Origin of the sequence: Acidisoma cellulosilyticum (assembly GCF_020621385.1) — a bacterium.
Classification (GTDB): domain Bacteria; phylum Pseudomonadota; class Alphaproteobacteria; order Acetobacterales; family Acetobacteraceae; genus Acidisoma; species Acidisoma cellulosilyticum.
Genome location: NZ_JAESVA010000015.1, coordinates 93,926 through 109,692 on the forward strand (window position 1 = coordinate 93,926; position 15,767 = coordinate 109,692).

Consider the following 15,767-nt stretch of genomic DNA (forward strand, 5'->3'; position numbering starts at 1 on the left):
AATGGCAGCCAGCGAGAGGCTCGACCCTGTCGAATACGCCATTCTCAGCCAGTCGCTTATCGCGGCCGCGCGCGAGATGGGCGTCAAACTGATCCGATCCGCCTATTCCACGGTCCTGCGTGAGGCGCGCGACGGCTCGGCCGCCTTGCTTGATGCGGCGGGCGGCACCGTGGCGCAGGCGGAACTCATCCCCATGCAGCTTGGCAGCATCGGCAAGATATTCCAGGCCTGCGCTGCGCTCTATCCGGTCGAATCGCTTGAAGAAGATGATTTCCTGATCATCAACGATCCCTATTCCGGCGGGCAGCATCTGCAGGATGTCTTCTTCTTCCATCCGATCTTCGATGACGGCGTCGTTATCGGTTTCGCGGCCTCCGTCGCGCATCACCTCGATGTCAGCGGCGGCAGCCCGGGGCTCAACCCCAACGCGATGGATCTCTATGCCGAGGGCCTTATCATCCCGCCCTTGAAGCTGAACATGAAGCGCGATTGGCATGGCGGCGGCTTCCAGCGTCTGCTGCGCGCGAATGTGCGCGTTCCGCAGCAGACGATGGGGGATTTCGACGCGCAGATCGCCGCCAATAATATCGGCGCGCTGCGCGTGCGCGAATTGGTGCAGCGCTACGGCCGCGAGAAGGTGGCGCTGACCATGGCCGCCTTGCAGGATTATTCCGAGACAAGAATGCGGGCCGCGATCCGCGCCGTGCCGGACGGCATCTATTACGGCGAGGCGGTGCTGGACGATGATGGGCTGGGCAGCCCGCCCTTGCCGGTGCGTGCTGCCGTCACGGTTGCGGGTGATTCGATCTCCGTCGATTTCACCGGCAGCGCCCCGCAGGTACGCACGAATTTGAACGCGCCCTTCGCCTCGGTCATTTCGGCGGCCGTCTCCTGCGTCAAGGCCGCGCTCACCGACCCGGATATCCCGTTCAATGACGGTTCGCTGCGGCCGATCAGCGTTTTCGCGCCGAAAGGGAGCATCCTCAACCCCAATCATCCCGCACCCGTCAGGGCGCGAATGATCAGCGTTTCGCGCGCCTGGAATGCGGTGATGCGCGCGCTGGCCCAGGCAGTGCCGGAACGGGTCATTGCGGCCGGCTATGACACCACGACCTCCTTTTGTCTTTCCTATCTCGAACCGCATGGTTGGTCGGTCTATCTGGAGATTTTCGGCGGCGGCTATGGCGCCAGCATCGAGAAGGACGGTTGCGACGCGGTCGACAATCCGCTGTCCAATTGCTCGAATACGCCGGTGGAAGCGACGGATCAGGATTTCAGCTTCTTCCGCATCTCCCGCTATGCGCTTGAGACCGACAGTTGCGGCGCCGGGGAGTTTCGCGGCGGGGCCGGTTTCTCGCGATCCTACGAAATTCTGAAGGACGGCGTCAGGCTCGCGATTTACAGCGACCGCTTCACGCAATCCGCTGACGGCATCTTCGGCGGCGGGGCGGGCGAGCATGGCGGTTGCACGATCATGCGCGACGGCCAGGCTATCACGGTCCGCTCCAAGGACGCGGTGGAGCTGCGGCTGGGCGATACCGTGACCATAACGCTGGGCGGCGGCGGCGGCTACGGCAGCCCGGCCTTGCGGTCGGAAGCGAGCCTGCTTCGGGATGTCGAGGACGGTTTCGTTTCTGCGGACAAGGCGCGCCTTTGGGCGCAAGCGGCGGCGGACTGACCTGTCAATGAACACCTCCTCCGCTGCGAGCATTGATGACGCTCTTTGGACGGCCACGGCGCAGGAACCGGCCATTCGCGCCGAGCCGCTGACTGAGGAGATCCTGACGGATGTCGCCATTATCGGCGGCGGCATCACGGGATGCGCGGCGGCTTTGGCTTTGGCCGAGACCGGTGCGTCCGTCCATCTTGTCGAAGCGAAGCATATCGGTTGGGGGGCGTCTGGCCGCAATGGCGGTCAGGTCATTCCCGGCCTTAAATACGATCCGCCGGCCCTTCGCGAGAAGTTCGGCGAGCGCGTCGGCCAGGCGCTGGTGGAACAGGCCGGAGGGGCCGCGGATTTTGTCTTTTCGCTGATCGAAAAGCATCAGATCCGCTGTTCGCCACAGCGAAAAGGGTGGATCCAGGCCGCACATTCGGTGAAGGCGCTGGAAACGGTCCTGTCCCGCGCCCGCAGCTGGCAGGCGGAGGGCGCACCGATCGAACTGCTGGAGGCCCCTGTGCTGGCCGCACGCACCGGCGCCGTCGGCTATCACGGCGGCTGGCGGGACGCGCGGGCGGGGACCATTCAGCCGCTCGCCTTTGTCCGTGGTCTTGCCCGCGCGGCGCAGGCGCTGGGGGCGGTGATCCATACCGCGACGCCGGTCCTGTCCCTGTCGCGTGAGGGCGACCGATGGAAGATCCAGACGCCGAGTGGGGTCTTGTGGGCGTCTTCCGTCATTATCGCGACGGACGCTTATTCCGATCGGCTCATAAAAGGTCTTGAGCAGACAATCATCAAGGTACAGAGTATCCAGATCGCGACGGAACCCTTGTCGGAGGATCGGGCATTGCCGGGCGGGGAATGCATGTCCGAGACAAGACGCCTCGCTTTCTACTTTCGGCGTTCGCCTGACGGGCGCATCATGTTCGGTGGGCGCGGCGCGGTCGGTGACCGGCAAAGCCCCGCCATGTTCACGTCGTTGATCGGCGCGATGAGCCGTATCCTGCCGGGCACCAAGGGTGCCAGGATCGACTACCGCTGGTCCGGCCAGGTTGGCCTGACACTCGACGGATTGCCGAAGGTTCACGAGCCGCTGCCCGGCGTCTTCATCGGCCTGGGCTATAACGGACGTGGTGTGGCGATGGCGACGCGCATGGGCCATTGGCTGGCCGCGCGCATCCATGCCGATATTGAAACGCCTTTGCCTAGGACTAGCATAGAGCCTCACGTCTGGCATCGGTTGCGGCGTCCCGTGATTGCCGCGGGTGTCGCACTCGCCTGGACTCAAGATCGCCTCGGCTTGGGGGCATGACTCAGCGAACCACAAATCACCAAGAGGATTTCATGGACAATCGTCGCGGCTTGCTAAAGCGGTCTGCCGGTGTGGGCGCCGCGAGCATTGGTCTTTTGGCTGGGATAAACAAGGCGAGCGCGGCCGACGCGGGCAAGCCGATTCCGGTCGGCTCCGCCCTGCCGCTGTCGGGCATTGCCGCCGCCGACGGCGTGGAATATCGCAACGGCCTGACGCTTGCGGCCGAAGAGATCAACGCGGCCGGTGGCATTCTGGGGCGGCCGATTCAGCTCCATATCGAAGATACCGGCAATATGGGCCCGGTGTTGACGACGCAGGCCATGCAGCGCCTGATCGACCGCTACAATGTGCCGGCCATCATCAACGGCTATAACGATGCCACCAATATGGCCGAGATGGATACCGCGGCCGATGCCGATATCATCTTCTCGCATTACAACACGCTGCTCTCGGCCAATACCAAGTTCAATTCGAATCCGAAGAAATACTATGGCTGCTTCCAGGGCTGTCCGCCGGAATATTACTACGGCGTCGGCCTGCTGGTTTATCTGAAGACGCTGATGGATGAGAAGCGCTGGACCCCGGCGAACCGCAAGATCGCCATCATCCCGTCCTCCGTCGAATATGCCATCGTCATCGCCAACGCGATCCGTGACAAGGCAAAGGATTTCGGATGGGAAGTCTCCCTGTTCGAAACCGTGCCCTTCCCCAATAACCAGTGGGGCCCGACGCTTGCGAAAATCCGCCAGGATACGCCGGGCGTCATCGCCGTCACGCATCCGCTGCCGCAGGACCTGGCGCAGTTCGCGCTGCAGTTCACGCCGCAGCCGACCAATAGCCTGCTCTACATGCAATATGGCCCGTCGCTGCCCGCTTTCCGCCAGATCGGCGGCAAGGCCACGACCGGCGTGATCTACTCGACCCTGATCGGTTGCGTGCCGGATGAATTCTCGGAACAGTTCCGCCATGACTATACGCAGAAGTTCGGGCCCAATTCGACCTATCTGACCGGCAGCCAGACCTATGACGCTCTGTGGAAATGGGCGCTGTCCGCGGCCATTGCCGGCGGCCCGGGCGAACCCTACCAGAAGGCCCAGGCGCAGAAGATCGCGCAGGTGATGCGTCAACTGGTCTATCGCGGCACCAGCGGCACCTCGCGCGTCGATCCCGACGGGCAGTCGGCCTATTGCTACCCGACCCAGACGCCCGATCCTTCGCTCGGCATGCCGCATCAGTTCCTGCAGGTGCAGGATGCGACAAAAACCCCGGCTCTGATCGCGCCGGATCTTTATGCGCAGGCGAAGTTCGTGACGCCGCCCTGGATGTCGTGAGCAGCTTGGCCGAGGCACTTCTCTCCTGTCGACAGGTGAGCCGATATTTCGGCTCGCTTGCCGCCGTCAAAGACGTCTCGCTGGACGTTATGCCGGGTGAAGTGCTCGGCATCGGCGGGCCGAATGGCGCAGGTAAAAGCACGCTGTTTGATGTCATCACCGGTCTGGTGCCGGCCAGCGCCGGCAGCATCAGCTTCGCCGGGCGCAGTATTTCAGGCAAAGGTGCGGACGAAATCTGTCATGCCGGCGTTGCCCGGACATTTCAGCTCAACGCGGCCTTCGAACATCTGTCGGTTCAGGAGAATATCGAGGTCGCCGCGCATTTCGGTTCGACCGCGCGGATATTCCCGGGCTTCCGCGTCGCTGCTTCGGCCAGGGCGGCGGCAGCCGAAAGCCTGGAGACCGTGGGGCTGATCGGCAAATCCGCGCAGCGCGCGGGCGCCCTGCCGGTCTTCGATCGGAAGCTGCTCATGATCGCAGGTGCGATCGTGACCAAGCCCAAAATTCTGTTCCTTGACGAGCCTGTCGGCGGTCTTAACCGAGACGAGATCGACCTGATCCAGGCTTTGATAGAACGTCTACGCACCAGCGGCATGACGATCGTGGTGATCGAGCATGTCATGCGCTTTCTTCTCACGCTGTCGTCCCGGGTCATCATCATGCATCACGGCGAGATCATCTTCGAAGGATTGCCGGGCCAGGTCGCGGAAGACCGCACCGTGGTCGATATCTACCTGGGCCAAGGCGCGGCACAGCGATTGCGCGCTCATTTTTCCGATACCCAGCATGCATGACATCGCCAGTCTTTCGCTCTCGGACGTATGGGCGGGCTATGACGGTCCCGATATCCTGAAAGGCATCTCGCTGGAGGTGCAGCCGGGACGGATCGTGACCGTGGTCGGGCCGAACGGCCACGGCAAGTCGACGCTCCTCAAGGCGATCTCCGGCCTCATTCGCGTGCGGCGGGGCGACATTACCCTGTCCGGCCGCTCCGTGTTGCCGCTATCCCCGCACCGGATCGCCGCGACCGGTGTGGTGCATGTGCCGCAAGGCGATTTGCTGTTTCCGAATATGTCGGTCTACGAAAATCTTCTGATGGGCGCTTACGGCGAGCGCGATGCGAAACAGACGGCGCAACGTCTTGACGAAGTCTATGCGCTTCTGCCGCGCCTGGCCGAACGTCACCGCCAGATCGCGAGTTCGCTATCGGGCGGCGAACGGCGCATGGCGGGCATCGGCCGCGGGTTGATGGCGGGCGGGCGCATCCTCATGCTGGATGAGCCTTCGCTCGGTCTCGCACCGCTCGTCATCGAGCAGATTTACGATGTCATCGGAAAACTCCGCGCCCAGGGCCGCACCATCCTTCTGGTCGAGGAAAATCCAGCACGTGTGGCCGATCTTTGCGATGACATGCATCTTCTCGATGACGGTCATATCGTCTGGTCCGGACCGCCGCATGAATTGATGGGTCGGGACGAATTGCTGGCCGCTTATCTCGGGGGATAGACATGCTCGATACAGTGGTCACGGTGCTGACGACCGGCCTTACCAATGGGGCCTTATATGCGCTGGCAACCATCGGTCTCTCCCTCGTCTGGGGATCGATGGGCATGTTCAACATGGCCCATGGCGCCATGCTGGCCTTGGGCGGCTATCTGACCTTCACGGTCTGCACGCAGCTCGGCCTGCCGCTGCCTGTCGCGGTCATCGCGGCCGTCGCGGGCGGCGCCTTGTTCGGTGTCCTGCTCTACCTTGTCGTGGTGCAGCGACTTTTGGCGCGCAGCACGGAGCATTTCGAAACCAGCGTCATGATCGCGACGGCCGGCATTTCGATTGCTTTGGAGGAGGCATTGCTGGTGGCCTTCGGCGGCCAGCCGCTGAAGCAACCTTTTACCGTCTCGGGCAATCTGCATCTCGGCCAAAGCGTCGTCCCGCTGCTCGACCTCGCCGATGTCGTCATCGCGCTGATCGTCATGGGCCTGACCTATTGGTTTTTGTCGGGCACCAAGATGGGGCGGGCGATCCGCGCGACAGCACAAAATCGCGATGCCGCCGTGCTGATGGGCGTGCCGGTGCAGCGCATCTTTCTTCAGGCGCTGGCAATTTCCGGTGCCCTGGCCGGCATCTGTGGTGTGTTGATGAGTTCCGTCACGCAGCTGACGCCCTGGTTCGGGGACGATCCGATGCTCAAGGCCTTCATCATGTGTGTCGTGGCGGGGCTCGGCAATCTTCCCGGTGCGATCGCGGCCTCCTTCTGCCTGGCGATCATTGAGGCCGCGGTCGAATTCCTGGCCGGGGCGCGCTGGGGTTTTCCCGCCTTGCTCTTCATCGTCATCGCGATCCTGATTTGGCGCCCGGCCGGCTTGTTCGGACGCAGCCAGATCCGCCGCCTGTAATTCGGAGCGCTCTGATCTTGGTCAATTTCATCAAAGACCGCTCATCCCGCTGGACGCTGCCCGCAGACGCATGGATCGGTCTCCTCGTCATCATTATTGCTGTTGCCGTCCCCTTCGTGATCCAAAGCCGCTATCTGCTCGGTGAAGTCATCCTGGCTTTGATCTGGGCGGGCGTTGCCTCGCAGTGGAACCTGCTTTTCGGTTATGCCGGCGTCTTCAGTCTGGCACCGATGGCCTTTTTTGCCTTCGGTGCCTATGCAACCGCGATGCTGAGCTACTATCTGGGCTGGAGCGTCTGGCTGTCGATCCCGGCCGGCGCCATCGTCAGCATTCCGTTTTCCCTGATCATCGGACTGGCTTGCCTGCGCCTTGAGGGCGTGTATGTGGCACTGCTGACTTTCGCCGTCGCGCAGATGATGTATCTCCTCATCGTCACCGACACCGGTTGCTTCCAGCAGATCGGCGGGTCTTGCGTGCAATTCACCGGGGGCGCCACGGGTTTTTCCGATTTCGGTGATTTCGGCATGCGGCCTTTGCTGCATCAGTATTGGATGATCGGCAACTACGCCGTCGTATGCTGCGGCGCCTTCCTGACCATGCTGGTGTCCTGGATCGTCATTCGCAGCCCGATGGGTCTGGCGTTCCGCGCCATCCGCGACAATCCCGGCTATGCCATGGCGCGCGGCGTCAATCGTTTTCGGACGCATCTTCTGGTCTTCGGCATATCGGCCTTCTTCATCGGTCTTCTCGGTGGTCTTTACGCGGTCCATTTCCAGGCGATCGGCCCCACGGTTTTCTCGCTCTCGCAGCTGTTATTCGTCATCGCCTCGGTCGTCGTCGGCGGCGTCGGATCCTTCTGGGGGCCTTTGCTCGGTGCGGTGGTGCTGACCGGCGCGGACGAATTTCTATCGGATTTCGGAGAATATCGAAGCCTCGGGCTTGGCCTGATCATTACCGCCTTCGTGGTATTTTTGCCGCGCGGTCTGGTCGGCGAAATTGTTCATCTATTCGCATTGTGGCGCAGAAAGCGACAATCCCATGTATGACACGATCATTCTTGGTGCGGGCAGCGCGGGTTGCGTGCTCGCCAATCGGCTCTCGTCCGATCCGGATCGGAAGGTGCTGGTTCTGGAAGCCGGGCGGGAGGCGCCGATCAACTCCCGCGTGCCGTCCGACTGGGTGTCGATGTTCAATACCGCGGTCGACTGGGGTTATCACACAACGCCGCAGGCGGGTTGCCGGGGCAGGCGCGTGTTCTGGCCGCGCGGCAAGATGATCGGCGGTTCAGGCGCCATGAACGCGATGATCTATATCCGTGGCCTGCCGTCCGATTTCGACGGATGGGAAGCGCTCGGCTGCCCGGGCTGGGGATGGAAGGACGTGCTTCCCACCTTCATGGCTTGCGAGAGCAATGCGGATTTCACGAAGTCTCCCTTCCATGGGACCGAGGGGCCGCTGCATGTCGAGCATCCCAATGCGGTGCATCCCTATGAGCAGCTTTGGATCGATGCCGGGATCGGGGCCGGGTACCCGGCCAATGCGGATTTCAACGGTGCCAGCCAGGAAGGTTTCGGCACCTTGCAGTTCACCATCCGCGGTGGCGAGCGATCGGGCACCGGCCGGGCCTATCTGCAGCCCGCGCTCGATCGGCCCAACCTGACCGTGACGCCGGGCGTTCTTGTCACGCGCCTGATCATCGAGAACGGCCGCGCGGTCGGCGTTGAATATCTTGAGAACGGGCAGCAGAAGCGGGCTTTCGCATCGGAACAAGTGGTGCTGGCGGCCGGCGCCATCGGCTCCCCCCAATTGCTCATGCTGTCGGGGATCGGTGCGGCGGATGAGCTGTCACGACAGGGGATCGGCCCTGTGGTCGATCTGCCGCAGGTCGGCCGCAACCTGCAGGACCATATCAACATCATCATCGGCTATCACACGCGCGAACCCGTGGGCGTCGGTACCTGGACGGCCGAGTTTCTCGATGCCAGCTTGAAGCAATGGGAGGAGGAGCGGAGCGGGGATAGGAGTTTGGCCTGGTGCGCGGCCGCCGCCCATATCAGCAGCAAGCCGGAGATCGATCCTGATCTGCAGCTTTACGGCCTTGTCAGCCCGCATCGCGATGCCGGACGTTTTCTGTCCTCCCGATCCGGCATGACCTTCTGCACCGTGTTGCAGCGGCCGGACGCGCGCGGTGAGATCACGCTGCGGTCAGCCGATCCCATCGAGCAGCCGGACATCAATCCGCGGTATTTCGAATCCGGCACCTATGGCGCTGATCTGACGACCATGGTGGAGGGTATCCGCATTCAGCGTCGTATCGCGCGGACGGCGCCGCTGGCTGACGTGCTGGATGGCGAGATGTCGCCCGGCGCGGAATGCCAGACGCATGAGGAAATCGCCGATTTCATCCGGGGCCATTGCCAGACCATCTATCACGCCTCCGGCACCTGCCGCATGGGCAAGGACGACAGGGCGGTGGTTGATCCGACGACCTTCAAAGTCAAGGGGGTCGAGGGGTTGCACGTGGTCGATGCGTCCGTGTTTCCCACGGTGCCGTCGGGCAATATCAATGCAACGGTAATCATGGTTGCCGAACGTGCGGCCCGCGCGATCCTGGGCGGTGGCTTGTCCTGACGATTGCTGCCGCCAAGCCGGTGTGGCCTGTTCAATCAATCTCTGTCCAGCCTGCACGTTGTGCCGGCCGGTGAGGAAAGACGATGCTCAATAAGGTTGGGGTAGAGATCGGTGGAACCTTTACCGATCTTGTCTGGGCGAAGCCCGATGGTACCGTCGTCACGGGCAAGGTGCCTTCGACGCCCGAGGCGATCGACCAGGCCGTCATCGATGCGCTGACAAAGGCCGAGGTGCCGCTCGCGGAGATTGCGCAGTTTTCGCATGGGTCGACGATTGCGACGAATGCCCTGCTGACGCGCCGCGGTACCAAGGCCGGGCTGCTGACGACGGAAGGCTTCCGCGACGTTATCGAGATCGGGACCCATGACCGCGTCGGCAGCATCTACAATATCTTCTATCGCAAGCCCGCGTCACCGATCCCGCGCCGGCTCATCGGCGAAGTTTCGGAGCGTATGGATGCGGCCGGGCGGGTGCTGAAGCCGCTCGATCTCGATCACGCCTGGGCGGGCGTAGAGCGGTTGCTGGGGGAAGGTGTCGACGCAATCGCCATCAGCCTGCTGCATGCCTATGCAAATCCGGCCCATGAGCAGGCGCTGGCCGCGCTGATTGCCGAGCGCGCGCCGGGCATCGCCGTCTATGCCAGTCATGTCGTCTCGCCGGAGTTTCGTGAATATCAGCGCAGCATGACGACGGTCGTCAGCGCCTTCGTGGGGCCGGTCGTCGGCCGTTATGTCGAGAGCCTTGCCAACCGGCTTGCGGCCGGCGGCTATACCGGTGTGCTTGGCATCATGCAGTCCAATGGCGGCATGATGCCGGCCAGCGCGGCGGGTGCCAATGCGGCCCGCATGCTGCTCTCCGGCCCGGCGGCCGGCGTGCGTGCTGCCATCTGGTTCGCGCGGCGCAACGGGCTCAAAGACATCATCACGCTGGATATGGGCGGGACCAGCACGGATGTCGCGATCGCGCCGGATCTGACCCCGCGCATGGCGTCTGAACTGATGGTGGACGGTCTGCCCGTGCGCACGCCGGCCGTTGATATGGAAACTGTGGGAGCCGGGGGCGGCAGCATCGCGGCCATCGACGGCGGCGGCTTTCTGGCCGTAGGCCCGGCGAGTGCGGGTGCCTTGCCGGGTCCCGCCTGCTACGACCGTGGCGGTGACCGGCCAACGGTGACGGATGCCCAGGTGATCGCGGGTCTTCTGCGCCCAAGCCGCTTCTTTGGCGGCCAGATGGCGCTGCGGACCGATTTGGCGGAGGCGGCGCTTAACAGTCTCGATCTGCCGGGGATGACGACGGCGGCGCGTGCCGACGCCGTGTTGCGGACCGTCAACGGGAATATGGCGGCCGCCGTTCGTCTGGTCTCCACCGCGCGCGGTATCGATCCGCGCGGTTTCGCGCTGGTCGCTTATGGCGGCGGCGGTCCGGTGCATGGTGCTCTGGTCGCGGATGAGGTCGGCATTCGCCAGGTGCTGGTGCCCTGGTCGCCCGGTATCGGCAGTGCCTTCGGCCTTCTTGTCGCGGATGTCGTGGTCGATCTTGTCCGGACAAACCTGCACCGGTTGGATGACCGGACAATGGATGAGGCGGCGGTCGCGACCTTGCTGGCCGAATGCCGTCAGACGGCGATCGCCAATGGTCTGGGCGAGTCAGGCTATGATGTGCAGCTCGGGCTCGATCTGCGCTATGCGGGCCAGGCTTTCGAACTCACCATCTGGTCGGATGGTTCCCCGGTCGATGCGGCAACCCTGCGCGGCAGATTTGAGGCGGAGCATCGGGCGCGCTACGGCTATGCCCGTCCGCAACTGGCGGTGGAGGCTGTCAACTACCGGGCGCGCGTGCTGCGGCGTAACGACGCCGTCATCACGCCGCCGCGGCCGCCAGAGGGCGAGGCCAAGCCGGAATTCGGTGAGATCAGTCTGGCCGGGCGACGGGTCAAGGCAGGCTTCTACGCCCGCGATGCGATCGGCGCCGGACAGGTCATAGCCGGCCCGGCCGTGGTGGAGGAGGCTACCGCCACTACCATCGTGCCGGATGGCTGGACCTGCCTTTGCCTGGACAGCGGAGATCTTTTGCTGGAGCGCCTGTCATGAGCGAGATTGACCCGACGCGGCTTGCCATCCTGGCGCGCGGCCTGAAGGCCGCCGCCGAGGAGATGGGGCTTAACCTTATCCGCTCCGCCTTCTCGACCGTCGTGCGTGAAGCGCGGGATTGTTCTGCCGCCATCCTGGACATTAAAGGACAGGTGATTGCGCAAGGGGACGTCATTCCCATGCAGACGGCAGCGATGAGCCGGTCCTTCGCAGCCTGCATGGCGCAGCTTGACCTTTCCAAAGTGACGCCCGACAGCGCTATCTTGCTCAACGATCCCTATAGTGGCGGACAGCATCTCAACGACATCATTCTGTTTCAGCCGATCTTCCTGGACGCCAAATTGTTGGGCTGGACCGGCAATACGGCGCATCACCTCGATATCGGCGGCGGCACGGCCGGTATCAATCCGGCGGCGGTTGAGCTGGTTCAGGAAGGGCTGATCATTCCGCCCATCCTGTTCGAGGTCTCACGGGATTGGCACGGCGGTGCGGTGGAGCGGTTGATCTTTGCCAATATCCGTACCGCCGAAATCGGCCTCGGCGATATCAATGCGCAATTCGCCGCCAATCATATCGGCATCGAGCGCGTGCAGGATATGGCACGCCGCGAAGGACCGGAGATGGTGGCGGCAGCCATGGCTGCGTCGCTGGATTACAGCGAGCGTCGCACGCGCGCCGCGATCGCGGCTTTGCCCGACGGTTGCTGGACCGGGAAGGCCTGGTTCGATCATGACATCCTCGGCACCGAACCCGTGTGTGTGGTCGCAACGGTGACGATCCAGGGTGATGCCCTGACGGTCGATTTCACCGGCACGACGCCGCAGGTGCGGGGCATGTTCAATGCGCCCATTGCGAGTGCCACATCGGCGACGCTGACGGCCGTTCGCAGTATCCTTGCGGATAATGATATCCCGGCAAATGACGGCTGCAACCGGCCGATTACCCTGGTCTTTCCGGAAGGTTCCGTCATCAATCCGCGCAAAGGTGCGCCGGTCCGGGCCCGGATGGTGGCCGCCCTTCGCACGCTGGATGCGGTGCATGCGGCCCTGGCCCAGGCGGCACCGGATGCGGTGCCTGCGCAAGGCTTCAATACCACGACCGCCCTCTATTTCTCGCAGCCGCGCGGCGACGGTACCTCGCGCATGTATTGCGATGTGCTGTCCGGCGGCTTCGGCGCCGGAAAGAATTATGACGGCGCGCATGCCCTGGATCATATTCTGTCATCCTGCCGCATCACGCCTGTCGAATCGCTTGAACAGGTCGAGACCTATCTGCGCATCCGCCGCTTTGCCATGTTGCCGGATAGTGGCGGCGCCGGCGCATTCCAAGGCGGTTTGGGCTATGTGCGCGAATATGAGGTTGTCGAATCCGGCGTGCTTCTGACCACCTATTCCGACCATTTCGAATTGCCGCCGAAGGGCGCGGGTGGCGGTCGTGACGCTGCCCTTGGGCGATTGAGCATTCAACGCGGCAATGAGATTTTGCCGCAGCCGGCGGCGACGATTCAGACCTTGCAGAAAGGCGATGTCGTGTCGATTTTTCTCGGCGGCGGCGCCGGTTGGGGCAGGCCGGAAGACCGCGATCCTGGCCGCGTGAAATCCGATATCGCGGACGGCATCATAACGCCGGACTTTGCCTCCCGCTTCTACGACGTCGAGCCTTCCTGAAGAAGCGCTCCCAATCTGGATTGAAAACGCTATGTCAGATGACCGGCTCAGCACACTTGTGTCCTTGCCGCCGTTGCAGGCTCTCACGCGCGGCTTGATTCCAGGCGATATAGTCATCGATGGCCAATTCCGGCCGGCCGGGGGGGCGGCCCGTTTCGCGGTGGAAAACCCTGCGGACGGGCAGGAGATCGGTCAGGTCGCGGATGGGTCCGTCGCGGACGGGTTGGCGGCCATGGATGCCGCCGCCAGTGCGGCGGCCGGTTGGGCCGCGCGCTCCCCGCGTGCCCGGTCCGACATTCTGCGCCGCTGCTTTGAGCTTATGGCATTGCACGAAGCCTGGTTCGCCGAACTGGTTTCCCTTGAGAACGGAAAAATCCTCTCCGACGCATTGGGTGAAGTGCGCTATGCGGCGGAGTTCTTCAGGTGGAATGCCGAGGAAGCCGTGCGCATTCCGGGCGAGATCGGGGTTTCCCCAAACGGCGGCTATTCCATTGTCGTCGGCCATCAGCCGGTTGGCGTGTCAATTCTGGTGACGCCCTGGAATTTTCCGGCGGCGATGGTGACGCGCAAAGTGGCACCCGCACTGGCGGCAGGCTGCACTTGCGTGCTGAAGCCGGCGGCCGAGACGCCTTTTACCGCACTCGCGCTCGCGGTTCTTATGGAGGCGGCGGGCGTTCCCCCCGGCGTCGTGAATATTGTGCCCACGACGCGGCCCGGCCCGGTCGTGGATGCCATGATGCATCACGCGGCGGCGCGCATGCTCTCCTTCACCGGATCGACCGGTGTCGGCCGAAAACTTCTGAAAGGTGCGGCCGATCAGGTGTTGAAATCCTCCATGGAGCTTGGCGGCAATGCGCCGTTCATCGTTCTGGCGGATGCGGATCTGGACCAGGCGGTCGCTGGCGCCATGGTCGCGAAGATGCGGAACGGTGGCCAGGCCTGTACGGCCGCCAATCGCTTCATCGTTCACCAGAGACTCTACGAGCCTTTCTGTACTCGCATCACCGCGGCGATGGAGGCTCTGCGCGTCGGCCCCGGTACGGATCCGCTGAGTGAATGCGGGCCGCTGATCCATGCCGGTGCGGTCGATAAGGTCGACGCGCTGGTACAGGACGCGCTGAGCAAAGGTGCGCGGCTGCGCACGGGCGGCGTGCGGCCGAACCGCGTCGGCGCCTTTTATCCTCCGACAGTTCTTGTCGATGTTCCAAGGAATGCGCGCCTTCTGCGGGAGGAGATTTTCGGGCCCGTCGTCGCTGTCATGTCCTGCCAGTCGGATGATGAGGCAATCGCCCTTGCGAACGACACGGAATTCGGTTTGGTCGCCTATCTGTTTACGGCGGACAAGGGACGTGGCATGCGGATTGCGCCCAGGATCGAGTCCGGCATGCTGGCGCTCAATCGCGGTCTTGTGTCTGATCCGGCCGCACCCTTCGGCGGTGTCAAGCAAAGCGGCCTGGGTCGCGAAGGCGGCCAGCATGGGATTCTTGAGTTTCTAGAAACGCGCTATGTCGCAACAACATTTTGATTGCGCGCCTATTTTTCAAAATGATCGCAATCGCGCCAGGATAGCTTTTATGACATCGCTGCAAATATTCGACCTCCATAATCTGCCGCAACCGGTAGAGAGCCGGCCTAGTGCGGAGCGCGTGATGGACGGCGACCCGGCGTTCAAAACCTGGGAACTTGCGACCGTCCATGACCGCAAAATCCGCTCGGGCGTCTGGGAGGCCAGCCCCGGATCCTATCGGTCGGTCAAGGGCGGCGTATTCGAATATTGCACGATCCTCTCGGGACTTGTCGAACTCACCGAAGATGGCTGCGATCCCGTTATTCTAGGGCCGGGCGCGACCTTTGTGATGCAGCCGGATTTCGTCGGCTCTTGGCGGACGATCGAAACCGTACGCAAGCTCTGGGTGACCGTCTCACCCTAGACCAGATGTTCGCCTGAGAAGGGGTGACCCGTCTCACAATATGCAGGTTTTCGAGGGTTGCGCTGGATAGGCTGGCGCAGAGCCTTAATGCATAGGGAGACGGGTCGTGGAGAAGCTTACCATTTACGTGGGCCTGGACGTTCACAAAGAGACGATTGCGGTGGGGCTTGCAGACGAGGGCAAGCGGGGAGATGTGCGCGTGCATGGAAAGATTGCCAACACGCCCGCGGCCCTGACAAAGCTGATGAACAAGCTTTCCCAGAATGGTCGTGACCTGAAGTTCTGTTATGAGGCCGGACCGTGCGGCTACGGTATTCAGCGGCAGCTGAGCGCGGCAGGGCACGAGTGCATCGTGGTTGCTCCCTCACTGATCCCGATCAAGGCGGGCGACCGGATCAAGACCGACCGCCGGGATGCGATCAATCTTGCCAAGCTGCACCGCGCCGGCGAACTAACAGCAGTGTGGATACCCGATCAGGCACACGAAGCCGTCCGCGATCTCGTTCGAGCCCGTCTGGTAGCGGTGCGCAGCTTACGGCAGGCCCGCCAGCAACTGTCCGGGTTTCTGCTGCGTCACGGCCGGCACTACAACCGACCGGCCTGGACGCTGCTGCACCGGCGCTGGCTGGCGGAACTACAGTTCGAGCAGCCTGCGCATTACCTTGTTCTGGAGGATTGCATTGCGGTGATCGAAGCCGCGACGACCCGGCGCGATCGTCTCGAAGCTCATATCGAGGCTGCACTGCCGC

13 protein-coding genes are annotated in these 15,767 nt (G+C 63.0%); all 13 read left to right on the forward strand.

All coding sequences use genetic code 11. The annotated features are described in order from the left end of the window. Position 1: 1 nt before the first annotated feature. Entirely contained in the window at positions 2-1,678 is a 1,677-nt protein-coding gene (locus ACELLULO517_RS25970; RefSeq protein WP_227310392.1) for a hydantoinase B/oxoprolinase family protein, read from the forward strand. A 7-nt stretch (positions 1,679-1,685) separates the two neighbouring features. Then, positions 1,686-2,972 carry an NAD(P)/FAD-dependent oxidoreductase gene (locus ACELLULO517_RS25975; RefSeq protein WP_227310393.1) on the forward strand — a complete coding sequence of 429 codons (1,287 nt, stop codon included), beginning with the start codon at positions 1,686-1,688 and terminating at the stop codon, positions 2,970-2,972. 32 nt (positions 2,973-3,004) lie between these two features. Next, positions 3,005-4,303: an ABC transporter substrate-binding protein gene (locus ACELLULO517_RS25980; RefSeq protein ID WP_227310394.1), complete on the forward strand. Its 1,299-nt coding sequence runs from the start codon at positions 3,005-3,007 to the stop codon at positions 4,301-4,303. After that, positions 4,300-5,097 carry an ABC transporter ATP-binding protein gene (locus ACELLULO517_RS25985; protein ID WP_227310395.1) on the forward strand — a complete coding sequence of 266 codons (798 nt, stop codon included), beginning with the start codon at positions 4,300-4,302 and terminating at the stop codon, positions 5,095-5,097. The genes ACELLULO517_RS25980 and ACELLULO517_RS25985 overlap by 4 nt, the downstream gene beginning before the upstream one ends. Beyond that, complete coding sequence (locus ACELLULO517_RS25990; RefSeq protein WP_227310396.1) at positions 5,090-5,809, forward strand: ABC transporter ATP-binding protein; 720 nt, start codon at positions 5,090-5,092, stop codon at positions 5,807-5,809. The genes ACELLULO517_RS25985 and ACELLULO517_RS25990 overlap by 8 nt, the downstream gene beginning before the upstream one ends. Before the next feature lie 2 nt (positions 5,810-5,811). Next, positions 5,812-6,699, forward strand: coding sequence for a branched-chain amino acid ABC transporter permease (locus ACELLULO517_RS25995; protein ID WP_227310397.1), 888 nt, complete (start codon positions 5,812-5,814; stop codon positions 6,697-6,699). A 17-nt stretch (positions 6,700-6,716) separates the two neighbouring features. Further along, positions 6,717-7,745 (forward strand): branched-chain amino acid ABC transporter permease, encoded by a 1,029-nt coding sequence (locus ACELLULO517_RS26000; RefSeq protein ID WP_227310398.1) that lies wholly within the window; start codon positions 6,717-6,719, stop codon positions 7,743-7,745. After that, positions 7,738-9,330 (forward strand): GMC family oxidoreductase, encoded by a 1,593-nt coding sequence (locus tag ACELLULO517_RS26005; RefSeq protein ID WP_227310399.1) that lies wholly within the window; start codon positions 7,738-7,740, stop codon positions 9,328-9,330. The genes ACELLULO517_RS26000 and ACELLULO517_RS26005 overlap by 8 nt, the downstream gene beginning before the upstream one ends. Before the next feature lie 83 nt (positions 9,331-9,413). Beyond that, positions 9,414-11,420, forward strand: a complete 2,007-nt coding sequence (locus ACELLULO517_RS26010) for a hydantoinase/oxoprolinase family protein (protein ID WP_227310400.1) — start codon at positions 9,414-9,416, stop codon at positions 11,418-11,420. Then, positions 11,417-13,087: a hydantoinase B/oxoprolinase family protein gene (locus tag ACELLULO517_RS26015; protein ID WP_227310401.1), complete on the forward strand. Its 1,671-nt coding sequence runs from the start codon at positions 11,417-11,419 to the stop codon at positions 13,085-13,087. Before ACELLULO517_RS26010 ends, ACELLULO517_RS26015 begins: the two co-directional genes overlap by 4 nt. 31 nt (positions 13,088-13,118) lie before the next feature. Then, entirely contained in the window at positions 13,119-14,612 is a 1,494-nt protein-coding gene (locus ACELLULO517_RS26020; RefSeq protein WP_227310402.1) for an NAD-dependent succinate-semialdehyde dehydrogenase, read from the forward strand. Between the two features lie 49 nt (positions 14,613-14,661). Beyond that, positions 14,662-15,018, forward strand: coding sequence for a cupin domain-containing protein (locus ACELLULO517_RS26025; RefSeq protein WP_227310403.1), 357 nt, complete (start codon positions 14,662-14,664; stop codon positions 15,016-15,018). A gap of 106 nt (positions 15,019-15,124) precedes the next feature. Next, positions 15,125-15,767: IS110 family RNA-guided transposase (locus ACELLULO517_RS26030; protein WP_227310404.1), on the forward strand; the 643-nt coding region annotated here is incomplete at its 3' end.

Coding starts and splice junctions, on each gene's coding strand:
- ACELLULO517_RS25970 (WP_227310392.1), top strand. CDS start 2: ATGGCAGCCAGCGAGAGGCTCGACCCTGTCGAATACGCCATTCTCAGC.
- ACELLULO517_RS25975 (WP_227310393.1), top strand. CDS start 1,686: ATGAACACCTCCTCCGCTGCGAGCATTGATGACGCTCTTTGGACGGCC.
- ACELLULO517_RS25980 (WP_227310394.1), top strand. CDS start 3,005: ATGGACAATCGTCGCGGCTTGCTAAAGCGGTCTGCCGGTGTGGGCGCC.
- ACELLULO517_RS25990 (WP_227310396.1), top strand. CDS start 5,090: ATGCATGACATCGCCAGTCTTTCGCTCTCGGACGTATGGGCGGGCTAT.
- ACELLULO517_RS25995 (WP_227310397.1), top strand. CDS start 5,812: ATGCTCGATACAGTGGTCACGGTGCTGACGACCGGCCTTACCAATGGG.
- ACELLULO517_RS26005 (WP_227310399.1), top strand. CDS start 7,738: ATGTATGACACGATCATTCTTGGTGCGGGCAGCGCGGGTTGCGTGCTC.
- ACELLULO517_RS26010 (WP_227310400.1), top strand. CDS start 9,414: ATGCTCAATAAGGTTGGGGTAGAGATCGGTGGAACCTTTACCGATCTT.
- ACELLULO517_RS26015 (WP_227310401.1), top strand. CDS start 11,417: ATGAGCGAGATTGACCCGACGCGGCTTGCCATCCTGGCGCGCGGCCTG.
- ACELLULO517_RS26020 (WP_227310402.1), top strand. CDS start 13,119: ATGTCAGATGACCGGCTCAGCACACTTGTGTCCTTGCCGCCGTTGCAG.
- ACELLULO517_RS26025 (WP_227310403.1), top strand. CDS start 14,662: ATGACATCGCTGCAAATATTCGACCTCCATAATCTGCCGCAACCGGTA.